This window comes from Nocardia sp. CDC519 (assembly GCF_059509835.1).
On record NZ_CM183377.1, the window covers coordinates 4,578,238 to 4,593,820 of the forward strand.

Annotated in this window: 18 protein-coding genes; 9 read left to right on the forward strand and 9 right to left on the reverse strand. The window is 68.9% G+C overall.

The genetic code is table 11. The annotated features are described in order from the left end of the window. Window positions 1–65 precede the first annotated feature (65 nt). The 3 genes from AC5W7N_RS20460 to AC5W7N_RS20470 all read left to right on the forward strand — a co-directional run bounded on the left by AC5W7N_RS20460 (window position 66) and on the right by AC5W7N_RS20470 (window position 3,058). Window positions 66–1,286: an NAD(P)/FAD-dependent oxidoreductase gene (locus AC5W7N_RS20460; protein ID WP_163814798.1), complete on the forward strand. Its 1,221-nt coding sequence runs from the start codon at window positions 66–68 to the stop codon at window positions 1,284–1,286. A 114-nt stretch (window positions 1,287–1,400) separates the two neighbouring features. Further along, window positions 1,401–1,802, forward strand: a complete 402-nt coding sequence (locus AC5W7N_RS20465; protein ID WP_194989407.1) for a YciI family protein — start codon at window positions 1,401–1,403, stop codon at window positions 1,800–1,802. Next, window positions 1,799–3,058, forward strand: a complete 1,260-nt coding sequence (locus AC5W7N_RS20470; RefSeq protein ID WP_194989406.1) for an RNA polymerase sigma factor — start codon at window positions 1,799–1,801, stop codon at window positions 3,056–3,058. The genes AC5W7N_RS20465 and AC5W7N_RS20470 overlap by 4 nt, the downstream gene beginning before the upstream one ends. A gap of 66 nt (window positions 3,059–3,124) precedes the next feature. On the opposite strand, the gene AC5W7N_RS20475 is transcribed toward AC5W7N_RS20470, so the two are convergent. Beyond that, window positions 3,125–3,961 carry a phosphoribosylaminoimidazolesuccinocarboxamide synthase gene (locus AC5W7N_RS20475; RefSeq protein WP_194989405.1) on the reverse strand — a complete coding sequence of 279 codons (837 nt, stop codon included), beginning with the start codon at window positions 3,959–3,961 and terminating at the stop codon, window positions 3,125–3,127. 125 nt (window positions 3,962–4,086) lie between these two features. On the opposite strand from AC5W7N_RS20475, the gene pepN reads away from it, so the two are divergent. From pepN to AC5W7N_RS20490, 3 genes are all read left to right on the forward strand, one after another. Next, window positions 4,087–6,669: an aminopeptidase N gene (pepN, locus tag AC5W7N_RS20480; protein ID WP_194989404.1), complete on the forward strand. Its 2,583-nt coding sequence runs from the start codon at window positions 4,087–4,089 to the stop codon at window positions 6,667–6,669. A 202-nt stretch (window positions 6,670–6,871) separates the two neighbouring features. After that, a complete protein-coding gene (locus AC5W7N_RS20485) occupies window positions 6,872–7,474 on the forward strand; it encodes a ClpP family protease (RefSeq protein WP_163814803.1) in 603 nt (200 codons plus the stop codon). Then, window positions 7,471–8,058 (forward strand): ClpP family protease, encoded by a 588-nt coding sequence (locus tag AC5W7N_RS20490; protein ID WP_163814804.1) that lies wholly within the window; start codon window positions 7,471–7,473, stop codon window positions 8,056–8,058. The genes AC5W7N_RS20485 and AC5W7N_RS20490 overlap by 4 nt, the downstream gene beginning before the upstream one ends. Window positions 8,059–8,296: 238 nt before the next feature. On the opposite strand, the gene AC5W7N_RS20495 is transcribed toward AC5W7N_RS20490, so the two are convergent. The 5 genes from AC5W7N_RS20495 to AC5W7N_RS20515 form a co-directional block, all read right to left on the reverse strand. Further along, on the reverse strand, window positions 8,297–8,719 hold the full coding sequence (locus tag AC5W7N_RS20495) for a helix-turn-helix domain-containing protein (RefSeq protein WP_163814805.1): 423 nt from the start codon (window positions 8,717–8,719) through the stop codon (window positions 8,297–8,299). A gap of 140 nt (window positions 8,720–8,859) precedes the next feature. After that, on the reverse strand, window positions 8,860–9,264 hold the full coding sequence (locus AC5W7N_RS20500) for a DUF5130 domain-containing protein (RefSeq protein ID WP_228805924.1): 405 nt from the start codon (window positions 9,262–9,264) through the stop codon (window positions 8,860–8,862). 46 nt (window positions 9,265–9,310) lie between these two features. Beyond that, a complete protein-coding gene (ctaJ, locus tag AC5W7N_RS20505) occupies window positions 9,311–9,586 on the reverse strand; it encodes an aa3-type cytochrome oxidase subunit CtaJ (protein ID WP_036534362.1) in 276 nt (91 codons plus the stop codon). A 165-nt stretch (window positions 9,587–9,751) separates the two neighbouring features. Then, entirely contained in the window at window positions 9,752–11,326 is a 1,575-nt protein-coding gene (locus tag AC5W7N_RS20510) for a glycoside hydrolase family 13 protein (RefSeq protein WP_195021420.1), read from the reverse strand. Between the two features lie 16 nt (window positions 11,327–11,342). Next, complete coding sequence (locus AC5W7N_RS20515) at window positions 11,343–11,747, reverse strand: globin (RefSeq protein ID WP_138452949.1); 405 nt, start codon at window positions 11,745–11,747, stop codon at window positions 11,343–11,345. A gap of 207 nt (window positions 11,748–11,954) precedes the next feature. Between AC5W7N_RS20515 and AC5W7N_RS20520 the strand changes: the two genes are divergently transcribed. After that, the gene (locus AC5W7N_RS20520) at window positions 11,955–12,656 is read left to right on the forward strand and encodes an HNH endonuclease (RefSeq protein WP_175585949.1); all 702 of its coding nucleotides are present in this window, start codon (window positions 11,955–11,957) and stop codon (window positions 12,654–12,656) included. Window positions 12,657–12,659: 3 nt separating this feature from the next. On the opposite strand, the gene AC5W7N_RS20525 is transcribed toward AC5W7N_RS20520, so the two are convergent. Beyond that, window positions 12,660–13,226: a helix-turn-helix domain-containing protein gene (locus AC5W7N_RS20525; protein WP_163814808.1), complete on the reverse strand. Its 567-nt coding sequence runs from the start codon at window positions 13,224–13,226 to the stop codon at window positions 12,660–12,662. A 70-nt stretch (window positions 13,227–13,296) separates the two neighbouring features. Between AC5W7N_RS20525 and AC5W7N_RS20530 the strand changes: the two genes are divergently transcribed. Next, a complete protein-coding gene (locus tag AC5W7N_RS20530; protein WP_195021421.1) occupies window positions 13,297–13,962 on the forward strand; it encodes an AzlC family ABC transporter permease in 666 nt (221 codons plus the stop codon). Beyond that, window positions 13,962–14,279: an AzlD domain-containing protein gene (locus AC5W7N_RS20535; RefSeq protein WP_195021422.1), complete on the forward strand. Its 318-nt coding sequence runs from the start codon at window positions 13,962–13,964 to the stop codon at window positions 14,277–14,279. The genes AC5W7N_RS20530 and AC5W7N_RS20535 overlap by 1 nt, the downstream gene beginning before the upstream one ends. Before the next feature lie 171 nt (window positions 14,280–14,450). Here the strand turns inward: AC5W7N_RS20535 and AC5W7N_RS20540 are convergent, their stop codons facing one another. Beyond that, entirely contained in the window at window positions 14,451–15,116 is a 666-nt protein-coding gene (locus tag AC5W7N_RS20540; RefSeq protein ID WP_163814811.1) for a DUF8185 domain-containing protein, read from the reverse strand. A gap of 27 nt (window positions 15,117–15,143) precedes the next feature. Then, entirely contained in the window at window positions 15,144–15,518 is a 375-nt protein-coding gene (locus AC5W7N_RS20545) for an acyl-CoA thioesterase (RefSeq protein ID WP_228805923.1), read from the reverse strand. Between the last annotated feature and the right edge of the window lie 65 nt (window positions 15,519–15,583).

Here is a 15,583-nt window from a genome sequence, read left to right on the forward strand (position 1 = left end):
GCGCGCCGCGCGCACCTAAGCTGAGGTCGAGGAGCTCGATTCGCCCGGCGTTTAGGAGTCCACGTATGACCTCTGCGCAGCATTTCGTCGTCGTCGGTGGCGGTCTCGCCGGCGCCAAGGTCGCACAGGCGTTGCGCGACAACGATTTCGACGGAACGATCACCGTGCTGACCGATGAGGAGCATCTACCCTACGAGCGGCCGCCGTTGTCGAAGGAGTACCTGGCGGGCAAGAAGGCGTTCGACGAATTCACCGTCGAGGACAAGCCCTGGTATCGCGACCACAACGTGGATCTGCGTCTCGGCACCGCAGTCACCGCGATCGACCGGGCCGCCAAGACGATCGCGCTGCCGGATGGTTCCACCCTGCCCTACGACAAGCTGGCCCTTGCCACCGGCGCCACCCCGCGCCGCCTGCCCATACCCGGTGCGGACGCCGAGAAGGTGTACACCCTGCGCACCCTCGACGATTCGAACACCCTGATCGAGTTGCTGCGCAGCGCGCGGCGCCTGGCCATCATCGGTGCGGGCTGGATCGGGCTCGAGGTGGCCGCCGCCGCGCGCGAGGCCGAGGTCGAGGTGACGATCATCGAAGCCGCCGAGGCGCCGCTGCTCAACGCGCTTGGTGCGGAGATGGGTGCGGTGTTCGCCGATCTGCATCGGGCGCACGGCGTGGACCTGCGGTTGGGTGCGCAGGTGGCCGAGATCGTCACCCGTGACGCGGTGGCCACTGGGGTGCGGCTCGGTGACGGCTCTGTCGTCGATGCGGACGCGGTCCTGATCGCGGTGGGTGCCCGGCCGAACGTCGAACTCGCCGCCGAGGCGGGCCTCGCGGTCGACTCCGGTGTCCTCGTGGACGCGCATCTGGCGACCAGCGACCCCGATATCGTCGCGGTGGGCGATATCGCCGAACAGGATCATCCGCTGCTCGGCCGCCGGATCCGGGTGGAGCACTGGGCCAATGCGCTGAATCAGCCCGCGGTCGCCGCGGCGACCATGCTCGGCAAGGACGCGGTCTATGACCGGCTGCCGTACTTCTTCACCGATCAATACGACCTCGGCATGGAGTACACCGGCTATACGGCACCGGGCGAGTACGAGCGGGTCGTGGTGCGCGGGGACCTGGCGGCCAGGGAGTTCGTCGCGTTCTGGCTCGATGGGGGCAACCGGGTGCTCGCGGGGATGAACGTGAACGTCTGGGATGTCACCGACCGCATCAAGCAGTTGATCCTCGGCGGTGAACCGGCGGATCCCGACCGGCTGGCCGATGCCTCGATCCCCTTCTGAGGGCTGTGCTGCCGCGCTCGGGCGACTGCGCGTCGCATTGTGTCGAATCCGCCGGCCCGGCTCCGACCTGTTCACGACAACGTCGCCGGACGCATCGAGAATGAGGAGCCCGATATGAAATACATGCTGGTCAAGACGTACGGTCGCGCAGCCAACTGCGATATTCCGATCAACGAGTGGGCGCCGGAGGACATCGCGGCGCATATCGATTTCCAGCGCAAGCTCGGCGAGAAGCTGGCCGCGGCCGGCGAGCTGGTGGATGCCAAGGGCCTGGCCGGGCCCGATGAGGCACGGGTCGTCAGCTATGACGGCCGCACAGCGCCGGTGGTCACCGACGGCCCGTTCCCGGAGACCAAGGAGTTCCTGGCCGGGTACTGGCTCGTCGACGTCGACAGTGCGGAACGCGCGCTGGAAATCGCCGCCGAAGCCTCGGCCGCACCCGGCCCCGGTGGTGTGCCCATCGGCGAGTACATCGAGGTGCGCGCGGTGATGAGCGCACCTGCTGCCGATCGGTGATCGCTTCCGATCGCGCGACCGAGGACCTGCTGCGTGAGCTGGCGCCGCAGGTCCTCGCCGCACTGGTGCGCCGATTCGGCGATTTCCCGACTGCCGAGGATGCCTTACAGGAGGCACTGCTGGCCGCCGCTACCCAGTGGCCGGTCGAGGGCAGGCCGGACAATCCGCGGGGCTGGCTGATCCAGGTGGCGCAGCGGCGGATGGCCGACGCCGTGCGCGCGGAGGTCGCCCGGCGCAACCGGGAGACCACGGTCGCCCTGCGCGAACCCGAACCCGCCGAGACCGTTCCCGCTCAGGACGACTCCTTGATGCTGTTGTTCCTGTGCTGCCATCCGGCGCTGCCGCCGGCGAGCGCGATCGCGCTGACCTTGCGGGCCGTCGGCGGCCTCACCACCGCCGAGATCGCGCGGGCCTTCCTGCTGCCGGAGGCGACGATGGCGCAGCGGATCACCCGCGCCAAGAAGCGGCTGGCCGCCCTGGACCGCCCGTTCGCCCCACCCGCGGACGACGAATGGCGCGAACGCCTCGATGCGGTGCTGCATGTGCTGTACCTGATCTTCACCGAGGGTCACACCGCCATGACCGGCGACCGGCTGCGCCGCGCGGACCTGGCCACCGAGGCGATCCGGCTGACCCGCGCGGTGTACCGGATCCTGCCCGACGATCCCGAGGTCGGCGGGCTGCTCGCCCTGATGCTGCTCACCGATGCCCGCCGCGACGCGAGGACCGGCCCGCACGGCGAGCTGATTCCGCTACCCGAACAGGATCGCCGCCGCTGGGACCGCGCGGCGATCGCCGAAGGGGTCCGGCTGACGACGGCAACTCTGGACCACGGGCTGCGCGGCCCGTATCAGATCCAGGCGGCGATCGCGGTGCTGCACGCGCAGGCCGATTCCACCGAGACCACCGACTGGCAGCGGGTGCTGGCGCTGTATCGGCTGCTCGAGCGTGTCGCGCCGAACCCGATGGTGACGTTGAATCGTGCGGTCGCCACCGCCATGGTGGACGGCCCCGCCGTCGGCCTCGAGGTCACCGACACCGTCGCCGGCGCGCTCGCCGACAACCACCGGCTGGCCGCTGTGCGCGGACACCTGCACGAGATGGCGGGCGATATCGGCGCCGCGATCACCTACTACACGGCTGCCGCGCGATGCACCACGAATACCGCCGAACGCGATTACCTGACGATCCGTGCCGCGCGCCTACGCACGGAGGCCACGCGCACCCCATCAGGTGCGCCCGGCACCGGTCAGTGATCAACAGGGCGAGGCACACCCCCGGTGCGTAGCTCGAGCTCGATACCGGAACTGATCGAGTCCCGCTCAGGCGGGTGATCCCGTCCAGGTCTTGCCGGTGATGAGCTCGTAGGCCTCCATGTATTTCTTACGGGTCGCCTCGACGATGTCGGCGGGGATCTCCGGCCCCGGCGGTTCCTTGTCCCAGCCGGTGGAGGTGGACCAGTCGCGGACGAACTGCTTGTCGAAGGAGCGTTGCGGTCGGCCGGGCTCCCATTCGTCGGCGGGCCAGAAGCGCGAGGAGTCGGAGGTGAGGACCTCGTCGCCGAGGGTGAGGGTGGCACCGTCCCAGCCGAACTCGAGCTTGGTGTCGGCCACGATCACACCGCGTTCGGCGGCATGCGCGGCCCCGCGCGCGTAGATGCCGAGGGTCAGATCGCGCAGCTTTTCGGCAACCTCGCGACCTTCCTTGTCGACCACGTCGGCGAAGGAGATCGCCATGTCGTGGCCCTCGGCGGCCTTGGTGGACGGAGTGAAAATCGGTTCGGGCAGCCGGTCACCGTCTCGCAGGCCCGGCGGCAGGGCGATGCCGGACACCGTCCCGCTCTGCTGGTACTCCTTCAATCCGGATCCGGTGAGGTAGCCGCGGGCGATGCATTCGACCTGGATCATCCGCAGCGGCTTCACCCGGATCGCACGGGCGCCGAACTCGGCGGGCACGTCGCTGGTGGACAGCACATGGTTGGGCACGTCGGCGAAGAACTCGAACCACCAGTTCGACAGCTGGGTCAGCAGCGCACCCTTGTCCGGGATCGGCGTCGGAAGCACCACGTCGTAGACCGACACCCGGTCGGAGGCGACGAGCAGCAGAGTGTCGCCGTCCTCGTACAGGTCGCGCACCTTCCCGGCGTGCACATGCTTCACGACGTAGCTCCGATCGTGGTCGATGGTTGTCGATGCGGAATTACTACCGCGCGGGCAACCTTACCGACGTGGCATTGTGGGGAACGCCGTGCCCATATGTAGTTCTTCGACCATGAAGGAGTCCGATGTCCGCACCGAACCTCACCCGCGAACAGGCGATCGAGCGCGCCGCGACCGTCTCGGTCGAGAACTACCGCATCGAACTCGATCTCACCGACGGGTCGGGTAACCCGGGCGAGCAGACGTTCTTCTCCCGCAGCACGGTCGCTTTCACCGCGACGCCGGGAGCGTCCACCTTCATCGATATCGTGGCGCGCGGTGTCCGCTCGGCGGTTCTGAACGGCAACCCGATCGACGTCTCCGGCTACGACGAGTCCACCGGCATCACGCTGACCGATCTCGCGGCCACCAATGAGCTCGTGGTGGAGGCCGACTGCGAGTATTCGCATACCGGCGAGGGCCTGCACCGGTTCGTGGACCCGGCCGACGACGCGGTGTACCTCTACTCGCAGTTCGAGACCGCCGACGCCAAGCGTATGTTCGCCTGCTTCGACCAGCCCGACCTCAAGGCCACCTTCACCCTCAGCGTGACGGCCCCGACCGGCTGGAAGGTCATCTCCAACGGTGAGCCGGTCGACACCATCGCCGCCGATCCGGCCCACCACCTGTTCCGCACCACCCCGAAGATGAGCACGTACCTGGTGGCGCTGATCGCTGGCCCGTACGCGCAGTGGACCGACGTCTACACCGACGAGCACGGCAGCATCCCGCTGGGCATCTACTGCCGGGCTTCACTGGCCGAACACATGGACGCCGACCGGCTGTTCACCGAAACCAAGCAGGGCTTCGGCTTCTATCACCGCAACTTCGGCGTGCCCTACGCCTTCGGCAAGTACGACCAGCTGTTCGTACCCGAGTTCAACGCCGGCGCGATGGAGAACGCGGGCGCGGTGACGTTCCTCGAGGACTACGTCTTCCGGTCCAAGGTCACCCGCGCCTCCTATGAGCGTCGCGCCGAGACCGTGCTGCACGAGATGGCGCACATGTGGTTCGGCGATCTGGTCACCATGAAGTGGTGGGACGATCTGTGGCTCAACGAATCGTTCGCCACCTTCGCCTCGGTGCTGTGCCAGGCCGAGGCCACCGAATACACCAGTGCCTGGACCACTTTCGCGAATGTGGAGAAGTCCTGGGCCTACCGTCAGGACCAGCTGCCCTCCACCCATCCCATCGCCGCCGACATCCCGGATCTGGCCGCGGTGGAGGTGAACTTCGACGGCATCACCTACGCCAAGGGCGCGAGCGTGCTCAAGCAGCTGGTGGCCTACGTCGGCCTCGAGCCGTTCCTGGCCGGTCTGCGCGATTACTTCGCCGAGCACGCCTACGGCAACGCGACCTTCGACGATCTGCTGGCCGCGCTGGAGAAATCCTCGGGGCGCGATCTGTCCACCTGGGGCGCGCAGTGGCTCAAGACCACCGGCCTGAACATCCTGCGGCCCGACTTCGAGGTCGACGCCGACGGAAAGTTCAGCTCCTTCACCGTCATCCAGGAAGGTGCCGCCCCGGGCGCCGGTGAACAGCGGGTGCATCGGCTCGCGGTCGGTATCTACGACGACGACGCCGACGGCAAACTGGTACGCACCCACCGCGTCGAGCTGGACCTCGACGCCACCGAACGCACCGAGGTGCCCGAGCTGGTCGGTGTGCCGCGTGGCAAGTTCGTACTGGTCAACGATGACGACCTCACCTACTGCTCGATCCGCTTGGACTCCGATTCGCTCGATGTGCTGATCAACCGCATCGCCGATATCGCCGAACCGCTGCCGCGCACGCTGGCCTGGTCGGCGGCCTGGGAGATGACCCGCCAGGCCGAGCTGCGGGCCCGCGATTTCGTTGCCCTCGTGCAGCGTGGTGTGGGTGCGGAATCGGAGATCGGCGTGGTGCAGCGGCTGCTCATGCAGGCCAACACCACCCTCAGCAGCTACGCCGACCCCACCTGGGCGGCCGAGACCGGCTGGCCCGACTTCGCCAACCGGCTGCTGGAGCTGGCCCGCGAGGCCGAGCCGGGTTCGGATCATCAGCTGGCCTTCGTCAACGCGCTGACCGGCGCGAAACTGTCGGCTTGGCACACCGAGGTGCTGCGTGAGCTGCTCGACGGCGACCCGGCCTCGGTCGGGCTGTCCGGGCTGGTCGTCGACACCGATCTGCGCTGGCGCATCGTGACGGCGCTGGCAGCGTCCGGCGAGATCGACGCCGACGGCGTGGAGACCCCGACCATCGACGCGGAACTGGCCAACGACCAGACCGCGGCGGGCAAGCGCCAGGCCGCCGCCGCCGCGACCGCCCGGCCCATCGCCGAGGTGAAGCAGCAGGCGTGGGAGACGGTGATGGGCGACGATTCGGTGCCCAACATCACCGCACGCTCGATCGTCAACGGGTTCGCCCCCGCAGGCCAGGGTGAGCTGCTGTCGGACTTCGTCGAACGCTACTTCGCCGAGATCCCCGATGTCTGGGAACGCCGCTCCAGCGAGGTCGCGCAGACCGTCGTCATCGGGCTCTATCCGTCCTGGGAGATCAGCGAGGCCGCGGTGGCCAGGGCCGACAAGTTCCTCGCCGAGAACCGTCCGCCCGCGCTGGCGCGGTTGGTGAGTGAGGGCAAGGCGGGCATCGAACGTTCACTGCGTGCCCGCGCGTTCGACGCGCAGTAAACACTCCGCGTACCCGGTCGGGTCGCGAGGGGCCGACGCATGGTCGGCTCGCTGCCACCCGCCGGCCGACGCAGCGCTGGGCCAGGCCCGGATCCCGTTGGGTCCGGGCCTTTTCCGCGTTCACCTGCGCTCGCTGCTGTGAGCAGATCTGCCTACAGCAGCGTCGCGAGATTTCCGGCCCGCCGCGCGGCACCGTGGAGCCATGGCACACGATGAGAAGGCTCCGCTGTTCAGCTGGCGGGCCCGCGAACAACTTTTCGGCAGGCGCATCCTCGTTCTCGACGGTGGCCTCGACGACGACAACGGCACGCTGCTGATGACGCAGATGCTCACCCTCGCGGCCGAGGATCCGGACGCCGGGATCTCGCTGTGGATCCACTCCCCCGGCGGCTCGGTGCCCGCGATGCTCGCCATCCGCGACGTCATGCGGCTGGTGCCCTGCGAGATCTCCACCCTCGCCCTCGGGCTGGCGTGCAGCGCCGGGCAGTTCCTGCTCTCGGCCGGCGATCCGGGACGGCGGTTCGCGCTCCCGCATGCCCGGATCCTGATGCATCAGGGTTCGGCCGGGATCGGCGGCAGCGCCGTCGAGGTCGAAGTGCAGGCCGACGACCTGCGCCACACCGTGGAGACCGTGCTCGGGCTCATCGCCGCCGACACCGGCCAGCCCTATGAGCGGATCTACGAGGACTCATTGCACGACCGCTGGTTCACCGCCGCGCAGGCCAAGGAGTACGGGTTCATCGACCACATCGTCGACTCGTTCGGCCAGGTGGTTCCGCAGCGCCAGAAGATCGGAATCTCATGACCACCTACACCATTCCCAATGTGATCGCCCGCCAGCCGGGGGGCGAGCGGATCATGGACGTCTACTCGCATCTGCTGGCCGAACGCATCGTCTACCTCGGCACGCCGATCGATTCGGGGGTGGCCAACGCGCTCATCGCGCAGTTGCTGCACCTCGAGTCGGAGAACCCGGAACAGGAGATCAACCTCTACATCAATTGCGAGGGCGGCGAGCTGCCCGCGATGCTCGCGGTCTACGACACCATGCGGTTCATCAAGGCGCCGGTCGCGACCACGTGCGTCGGGCAGGCCATCGCGGTCGGGGCGGTGCTGCTGGCCGCGGGCGAGGCGGGCAGGCGTTCGATGCTGCCGCACGCGCGGGTGGTGCTGCATCAGCCGGCCGCCCGGGGCCAGGGCGCGATCCCCGATCTGATCCTGCAAGCCGATGAGCTGGTGCGCATGCGCGCCGAGATCGAGTCGATCCTGTCCGACCACACCGGCAGGCCGGCCGAGACGTTGCGTCGCGATACCGATCGCGACCGAGTGTTCACGGCGGCGGCCGCGGTGGACTACGGGCTGGTGGATCAGGTGCTGCGGGCCAGGTGAGTCGGTGGGCCGAGCGGGCTCGCTGCGACGGTGCCCCGGCTACCAGCCTGCGCTCGCCGGGACGCCGGCAGCGGCGAGTGCCGGTGGTGGCCGCGGTGCTGTTCGATGCCGCCGACGAGGCACGGCCGGCACGTCGGGGCGACCGGCATTCAGCCGAGTGTGCGGGCCTCCGGCCGAAACACTCGAGCCGGCCGCGGGCGCGCTCGGACGGCGTGAGAGACGTCTATCGGCTGCGCGCTCAGGCGGCGAGCAGCAGGACCCGGGGCGTAGTGGAAACCATCGCGGTCGGGGCGGCGGGCTCGTGCCCGACCTGGCGGCGACCGAGCTCCCCGGCCGGGCGCAGTATCCGGCGACGGCCCAGCGTCTCCGCGACCTCACCGGCCAACTCGGCCAGCGAGGTGCCGAGCGCTCCGGCCAGGGCGGCGATCATCTCGCTCGATGGCTCCTTGCGGCCGCGTTCGATTTCGGACAGATATTGCGGCGAGACACCCGCGCGGCCCGCGGTCTCGGCCAGGGTCTCCTGCTGTTCCTGCCGCAGCGCGCGCAACCGGGTGCCGAGCACCTCACGCCACAGCGGTTCACCCTCGGATCGCTCCGGCGGCGGGGCGTGGCGCTGGTCGCGTCCTCCGGGAATGGCATGCAGCCTCGGATGCTCGCTCATAGCCGGAGCGTACCGCCGCCCGCGCGCCGGGCCGACGAATTACGCTCTGGGCGGACAACTCCCGGCCCTCGACGCACCGCACCCCTGCCGATCCCGGCGCAAAAACGCGCCAGGAAGGCAGGGGTGCGGGAGGTGTCGAGTCAGCGGCCGATGGCGGCGGCCATCACCCGAACGGCCGAGACCAGGCCGTCGATGAGCTGGCCCTGACGCATCGAGCTCAATGCGGCGGTGACGCCGAGCTGGCAGACGCGGTCGTTGGCGCGGTCGGCGACGTCCTTGCCCGAACGCACCTCGACGGCGCGATCGTTGGGCGAGACGGCGATGAGCACCGACCGGTTCGCCTCCGGCGTCACCGGGAAGATCGCGTCGGCGCCGGCGGTCGGGTCGGCGCCCAGATCACCGATGAAGACGTTGAACCGCACCTTGGTGGCGCGCGTCGCCTCGGTCAGCACGTTGTCCATGAGCAGGCGCTCTTCATTGCTGAAGGGAGCTTCCTTGAAGACGTCGCCCGCCTCGTGCACGCCGGAGACCCGGCCACTGCTCATCAGGGCGTATCCGTGCGGTAGTTCGGATTCGACCACCGCGGGCCACTTAGAACCTGCCACTTGCCCTGCCTCCGATCAGCTCCGCGTCCGCGGTTTCGATAGCCGCATGGTGACCATGCGAATCAGCAATGTGGTGCCCGTACACGGTCACCTCGTCGGTCGCACTCCACAGCACCGGCTCGGAGGTCCACTTCTTGCTCAGGTCGTAGTGGACCGGCTTCTCGCCGGGCAGCGGCTTACCGAGAAACGACAATCCGGCGATCACGCCGTAGATCACCAGCGGGATGCCGACGAAGATCAGCACTGTCTCGAGAATGCTCACAGCTCAAAGGTAGACGATGCTCTGTAGTAGTTTATCGATCGGTCAGCCTTTTGCGCCTCGACCAGGCATTTCCGCGGCATTCGCGGCGACGTCGGCCGGCGCCGGCTCAGCGCCCGACGACCGGCACTGAGCTGCACTGTTGCCTGGTTGTCCGGTGGCCAGGACTCAGATCAGCCAGGCGGCGGAGTTCGGGGCGAGCAACCCGTCGACGAGGGGTGCGCTGAGCAGGATCGCCTCTCGGTCGGGCAGCTCGATCGCGGCTGCGGAACTGTTGAGCACGCAGACGAGTCCGCCCGGGCGACGGAACATCAGCACTCCGGGTGCGGCGGGCATCCACTCCAGTCCGGCGCCGTCGAACTCCGGACGCTTGTGCCGCAGCTCGATGGCGTCGCGGTACAGCTCGACGGTCGACCCGCTGCGATCGAGCTGGGCGGCCACGGTCAGCTCGGCCCAGTCGGCCGGTATCGGCAGCCATGATCGCGCCGCCGCGGTGAACCCGAACGGCGGGGCGGACCCTTCCCAGGGAATCGGCACCCGGCACCCGTCCCGCCCGCGCTCGGTGTGCCCGGTGCGTTCCCAGACCGGATCCTGCAGCACCTCGTCGGGCAGATCATCGACATTGGGCAGGCCCAGTTCGGCGCCGTTGTAGATGAACACCGCGCCCGGCAGCGCGAGTTCGAGCAGGATCATCGCCCGTGCCCTGGCGACCCCGAGTTGGCCGCCGCCGTAGCGGGTGACCTCACGCTCGATGTCGTGGTTGGACAACGTCCAGGTGGGCGTTGCCCCGACCGGGACCACGGCGAGCAGGGAGTTCTCGACGGCGTGGCGGATGGCGTCGGCGTCGAACGGGGTCTCGGCCAGCCGGAAGTTGAAGGCGAGGTGCAGTTCGTCGGGGCGCACGTATTCGCCGAAGCGCACGTTGTCGTCGACCCACACCTCGCCGATGGACACCGCGTGCGGATAGTCGTCGAGTACGCGGCGGATGCGGCGGTGGATGTCGTGCACGCCGGGGTTGTTGAATCGCGGATCGGAGTCGTCGTGGATCAACATCCTGGTATCGACGCGTTCCATATCGGGCAGGCCGTCCGGTTTGGCCATGCCATGTGCCACGTCGATGCGGAAACCGTCGACGCCGCGGTCGAGCCAGAACCGCAGGGTCTGCTCGAAATCGGCGATCACCTCGGGGTTGTCCCAGTTCAGGTCGGGTTGTTCGGCGGCGAACAGATGCAGATACCACTGGCCTGGCCTGCCGTCGGCCTCGACGACCCTGGTCCAGGCCGGGCCGCCGAAGATGCTCGGCCAGTTGTTGGGCGGCAGCTCGCCGTCCGGGCCGCGACCGTCGCGGAAGATGTAGCGGGCGCGCTCCCGGCTACCGGGCGCGGCGGCGAGGGCGGCGCGGAACCAGGGATGCGCGTCGCTGGTGTGATTGGGCACCAGATCCATCGTGACCTTGATATCGCGGGCGTGCGCGGCCGCGATCAGCGCATCGAGGGCAGGCATACCGCCGAAGAGCGGGTCGATATCGCGCGGGTCGGACACGTCGTAACCGCCGTCTGCCATCGGCGAACGCATCACCGGGCAGATCCACAGCGCGTCCACGCCGAGGCGTTCCAGATAATCCAGCCGGGCCCGCACCCCGCCGAGATCACCGACACCGTCGCCATCGGAATCGGCGAAAGAACGCGGATAGACCTGGTAGAAGACCGCGGCCTCCCACCACGGGCCCGACGCAGTGCTCATGTCCACCCCGCCGCGCTCACCAGGTCGCGTTCATCAGCGAGTTCGCGGCCATCTCCAGGTAGTCGAGCAGCGCCTTGCGGTGTTCGTCGTCGAGCACCTCCGGCTCGATCTCGGCCACCCCGATCCGCATGCAGCGCAACCAGGCGTCGCGCTCCACCGGACCGATCGTGAACGGCATGTGCCGCATCCGCAGCCGGGGATGCCCGCGCTCGTCGCTGTAGGTGCGCGGCCCGCCCCAGTACTGCTCCAGAAACATCCGCAACCGCCGCTCGGCGGGCCCGAGGTCCTCCTCGGGGTACAGCGGGCGCAGCACCTCGTCGGCGGCTACCTCGCGGTAGAACGCGGCCACGATCCGGCGGAAGGTCTCCTCGCCGCCGACCGCCTCGTAGAACGACGTCGCTGTGTGCTCGCCCGAAGTCATAGACCCTCTCGATTCGCTGGATGCGCCGCGCTCCATTGTGCCCGCGCACCGGCCTGCTCGCGCACATCGCGGCCCGATGGCTCTTCAGCCACAGTTAACCCGACATTGTGTTAAATCACCGTGCACCGGCCCGCATTCCGTGGTCAACTTGGTGGCAGTCTCCGGCGAGATACCACATGATCTTGGAACGCAGAAATTGGGGTCGACATGAAGCAGCGACACGCCCGATCACAGGAGGCGAGGGCGCACCGACAACTCCAGCCCGCCGACGTCCACAACCGTGGGTCGGGGGCTACTCCGCTGCACTTGTTGTCCGATCATCATTCCGGGGCGCACCGCGATCATCATCGCGCCGACACCGCGCCGACCCCACTGCCCACACCCACCAACAACTGGCTCAAACGCCGCGTCCTGCTCCTCAACGCCACCTACGAGCCGCTGACCGCGCTGTCCGCGCGTCGCGCCGTGGTGCTGCTCATCTGCGATAAGGCCGACACCGTTCACCACGACCCCGAGGGCCCGATCGTGCATTCGGCCGGATCCTCGCTCACCATTCCGTCGGTGATCCGCCTGCGCACCTACGTCCGCGTCCCCTACCGGGCCCGCGTCCCGATGACCCGCGCCGCTCTCATGCAGCGCGACCGTTACCGCTGCGGCTACTGCGGCGGTAAAGCCGAGACCATCGACCACGTCGTCCCCCGCAGCCGCGGCGGCGAGCACAGCTGGGAGAACTGCGTGGCCAGCTGCGCGCCCTGCAATCACCGCAAAGCCGACAAACTGCTCAGCGAGCTGGGGTGGACCTTGCGCGCCCCGCTGGTGTCGCCGAAGGGGCCGCACTGGCGGCTGCTGTCGACCGTCACCGAGCTGGATCCGGTGTGGTTGCAGTATCTGGGCGAAGGCGCCGCGTAACGGTCAGTGGTATTCGACCACCAGGGTCGCCCAGGTGCCCGGTTCCAGCGCCTCGAACAGATGCGGAACGTCGCCCGGATAACTGATGTAATCGCCGGGCCGGAGTTCCGCGGGCGCATCCGCCGGTCCGACGAGAGCGCGTCCGGCACCGAGCAGGATGTGCTCGACCGATTCCCGCATGTGCGCTTCCGACCGGCGCGGCTCGCCGGGTTCGGCGGTGATCCGGTACAGATCGCTGCGCGTGTCGGCCGGGCCGGCCCAGAGCAGAGTGGCCCGATACTCCGACTCCGCGGCGGCGACCACGGGCCCCTCGCCTGCCCGGATCACCCGCACACTCGGTCGGGGCGGGTCGAGCAGCCGCGAGAACGGCATATCGAGGGCGACACACAAGGCCCACAACGTTTCCAGACTGGGGTTCCCGGTCCCCGACTCCAGTTGCGACAGCGTCGATTTCGCGATGCCCGCCCGGTTGGCGACCTCGGTGAGCGACAACCCCGCACGGGTGCGCTCCCTGCGTAGCGACGCGGCGATCACCGCTTTCGGCGCCACCGCCGGATCTTCTGCCGCCATCCAATGCTCCCGTTGTCGGTACTCGTCCGCCCGTTGACGGATCCGGTCCGCGGCGTTCAATATAAACGACATGCGTTCGATATGGCGAACACTGGACCGGGATCTCCGGACCAGTATCGCGGCGACCTCCGTGGCCGCCGCGATGATCGGCATTTCCTACGGTGCGGCCGTGGTCGGCGCCGGATTCCCGATGTGGATGCCGGTGGTTCTCGCCTCGACGGTGCTGGCAGGCGGCTCGGAGTTCCTGTTCTTCGGGATTCTCACCGCGGGGGCGGGCCCGCTCGCTGCGGCGTCGGCCGGTCTGCTGGTGAACGCGAGGCACCTACCGTACGGGTTATCGATGCCGGACGTCTTCGGCTCCGGCGCACGACGGCTGCTCGGCGTGCATCTGATGGTCGATGAGAGCGTCGCGTTCGCGCTGGCTCCGGGCGATCTGGAACGGCGGCGGTCGGCCTACTGGCTGTGCGGCCTCGGCATCGCGGTGTGCTGGCCGCTCGGTGCGCTGGCCGGAGCAGTCATCGGCAGCATCGTGCCCGACACCGCGGCGTTCGGCCTGGATGCGGTCTTTCCGGCGGTCCTGCTCGCCCTGATCCTGCCCGCCCTGCGCGATCGGGTGACCCTGCGGGCGGCCGGCGTCGGCGCCGGATTGGCCGTTCTCACAACGCCGTTCGTCCCGGCCGGCCTGCCGGTGCTGATCGCGCTGGCCGGGCTGATCGTCGCGGTGGGAGCGTTGTGATGGGTTCGCCGCTCCTGGTTCCCGCCATGCTCACCATGGCCGTCGGCACCTATCTGCTCCGCTGGGCGGGGCCCGCGCTGCGCAACCGGATCCGCTTTCCGCCGCGAGCGGCCCGGCTGCTCGAGATCGGTGCCGTGATCCTGCTGGCGGCGTTGGTGGCTACCACGGCGCTGCCGTTCGGGAGCGAATTCGGGTGGGCCTTACCGGCGGGCGTGCTGGTGGGAGGGATACTCGCCTGGCGGCGCTGCCCCTTGCTGGTGGTCATCGCCGCCGCCGCGGGGACCACGGCGGTGTTGCGGGCGGTCGGCATCGCCTGAGCGGGGGCGCCTCTCGATGCGGCGCCGATCCGACCATCCAAGCCGCGGCGGTCGAGTGCGCTGTGCCTATCGCCGCCCGGCCGAACCCCACCCCGAGTTCGGTGATCTCGCGGGTGGCCGGCACTTGTCCCACCCGCCGGCCATCGCGTGCGGACAGCCGCGGCGGCCCGGCTAGCGCGGGGTGAGTGGCAGACCGCCACCGAGGCGGCGGGCGACCGAGCCATAGCGGGCGTCCAGGCGCAGCCACGTCGTGCTGGAGCGCACCCGCACGATCTCGTCGGGCGGGATCCGGCGCGACTCGGCGCGATCACCCGAATGCGGGATGAAGTCCATGGCGGTGAGGGCGAAGACGACGCGCATCGGCACCTGCACCTGCACCGCGCCGCCCGACACCGTGAGCACCGTCTGGTCCAGCAGGGCAGCGGGCGGTCCGTGCCCGGAGCCGTGCTCCTTGGCGAGGTCGGCGCCCTGTTCGGCGAGTTCGACGAGGGTGCGGGCGGGCACATCGTCGACATGGGCGAAGCCGCTGGCCGGCGGGAGGGCGCCACGCCAGGCCGAATCCATCGAGTAGCCGAGGTCGATCGGGCTACCGGAAGAAAGCCCGGCCAGCACCGCATCGGCACCGACGGTGACATCGTCGACGCCCAGTTCGGCCACCACCGTCCGCACCGCGAGCGCCTCGAAGCCCGTCGCCACCCATGCCGACACCCACCGCTCCCCCCGGCGACGCAGCCGCACGACAACGGCCGGATCCAGCCGGAGGGCACGGCCGAGGAAGGTCGCGAGGTTCTCCCGTTCGGCCGGATCGCCGACGTACAAGACCCGTTGTTCGGACATCACAGACCGACGATCACCGTGCGCCGGTCACTCACTCATCCACTGCGCGAGATAGTCGCGCTCATCGGTGGTCAGCCTGCGCAACCGCTGGGTGTCCATATCGAAAGCGGCGAGCTGGGTCGATGCGACCACCGCGGGCGGCGAGTCGGGAGCGGCACCCGCGGCGCGCACCTCATAGGCCACCGTGAAGTCGACCGCGCGCAGCTGCTCGATCCACATCGCGATATCGAGCGGAGTGTCCTCGTGCCGGAGCTGCCCGCGATAGCGGACATGCAGGTCGGCCAGGACGCAGCCCTGCCGCAGGGCCGCGGTGGGGCGATCGTCTTCGAACAGCCACGGGATGCGCGCCTCTTCCAGCAGCGTCACCATCCGCGCGTGGTTGACGTGCTGGAACGCATCCATATCCGACCACCGGATATCGACCTTGGCATGAAAGCGCTTGGGTAGGACGACCGTGTCCCTCGCCT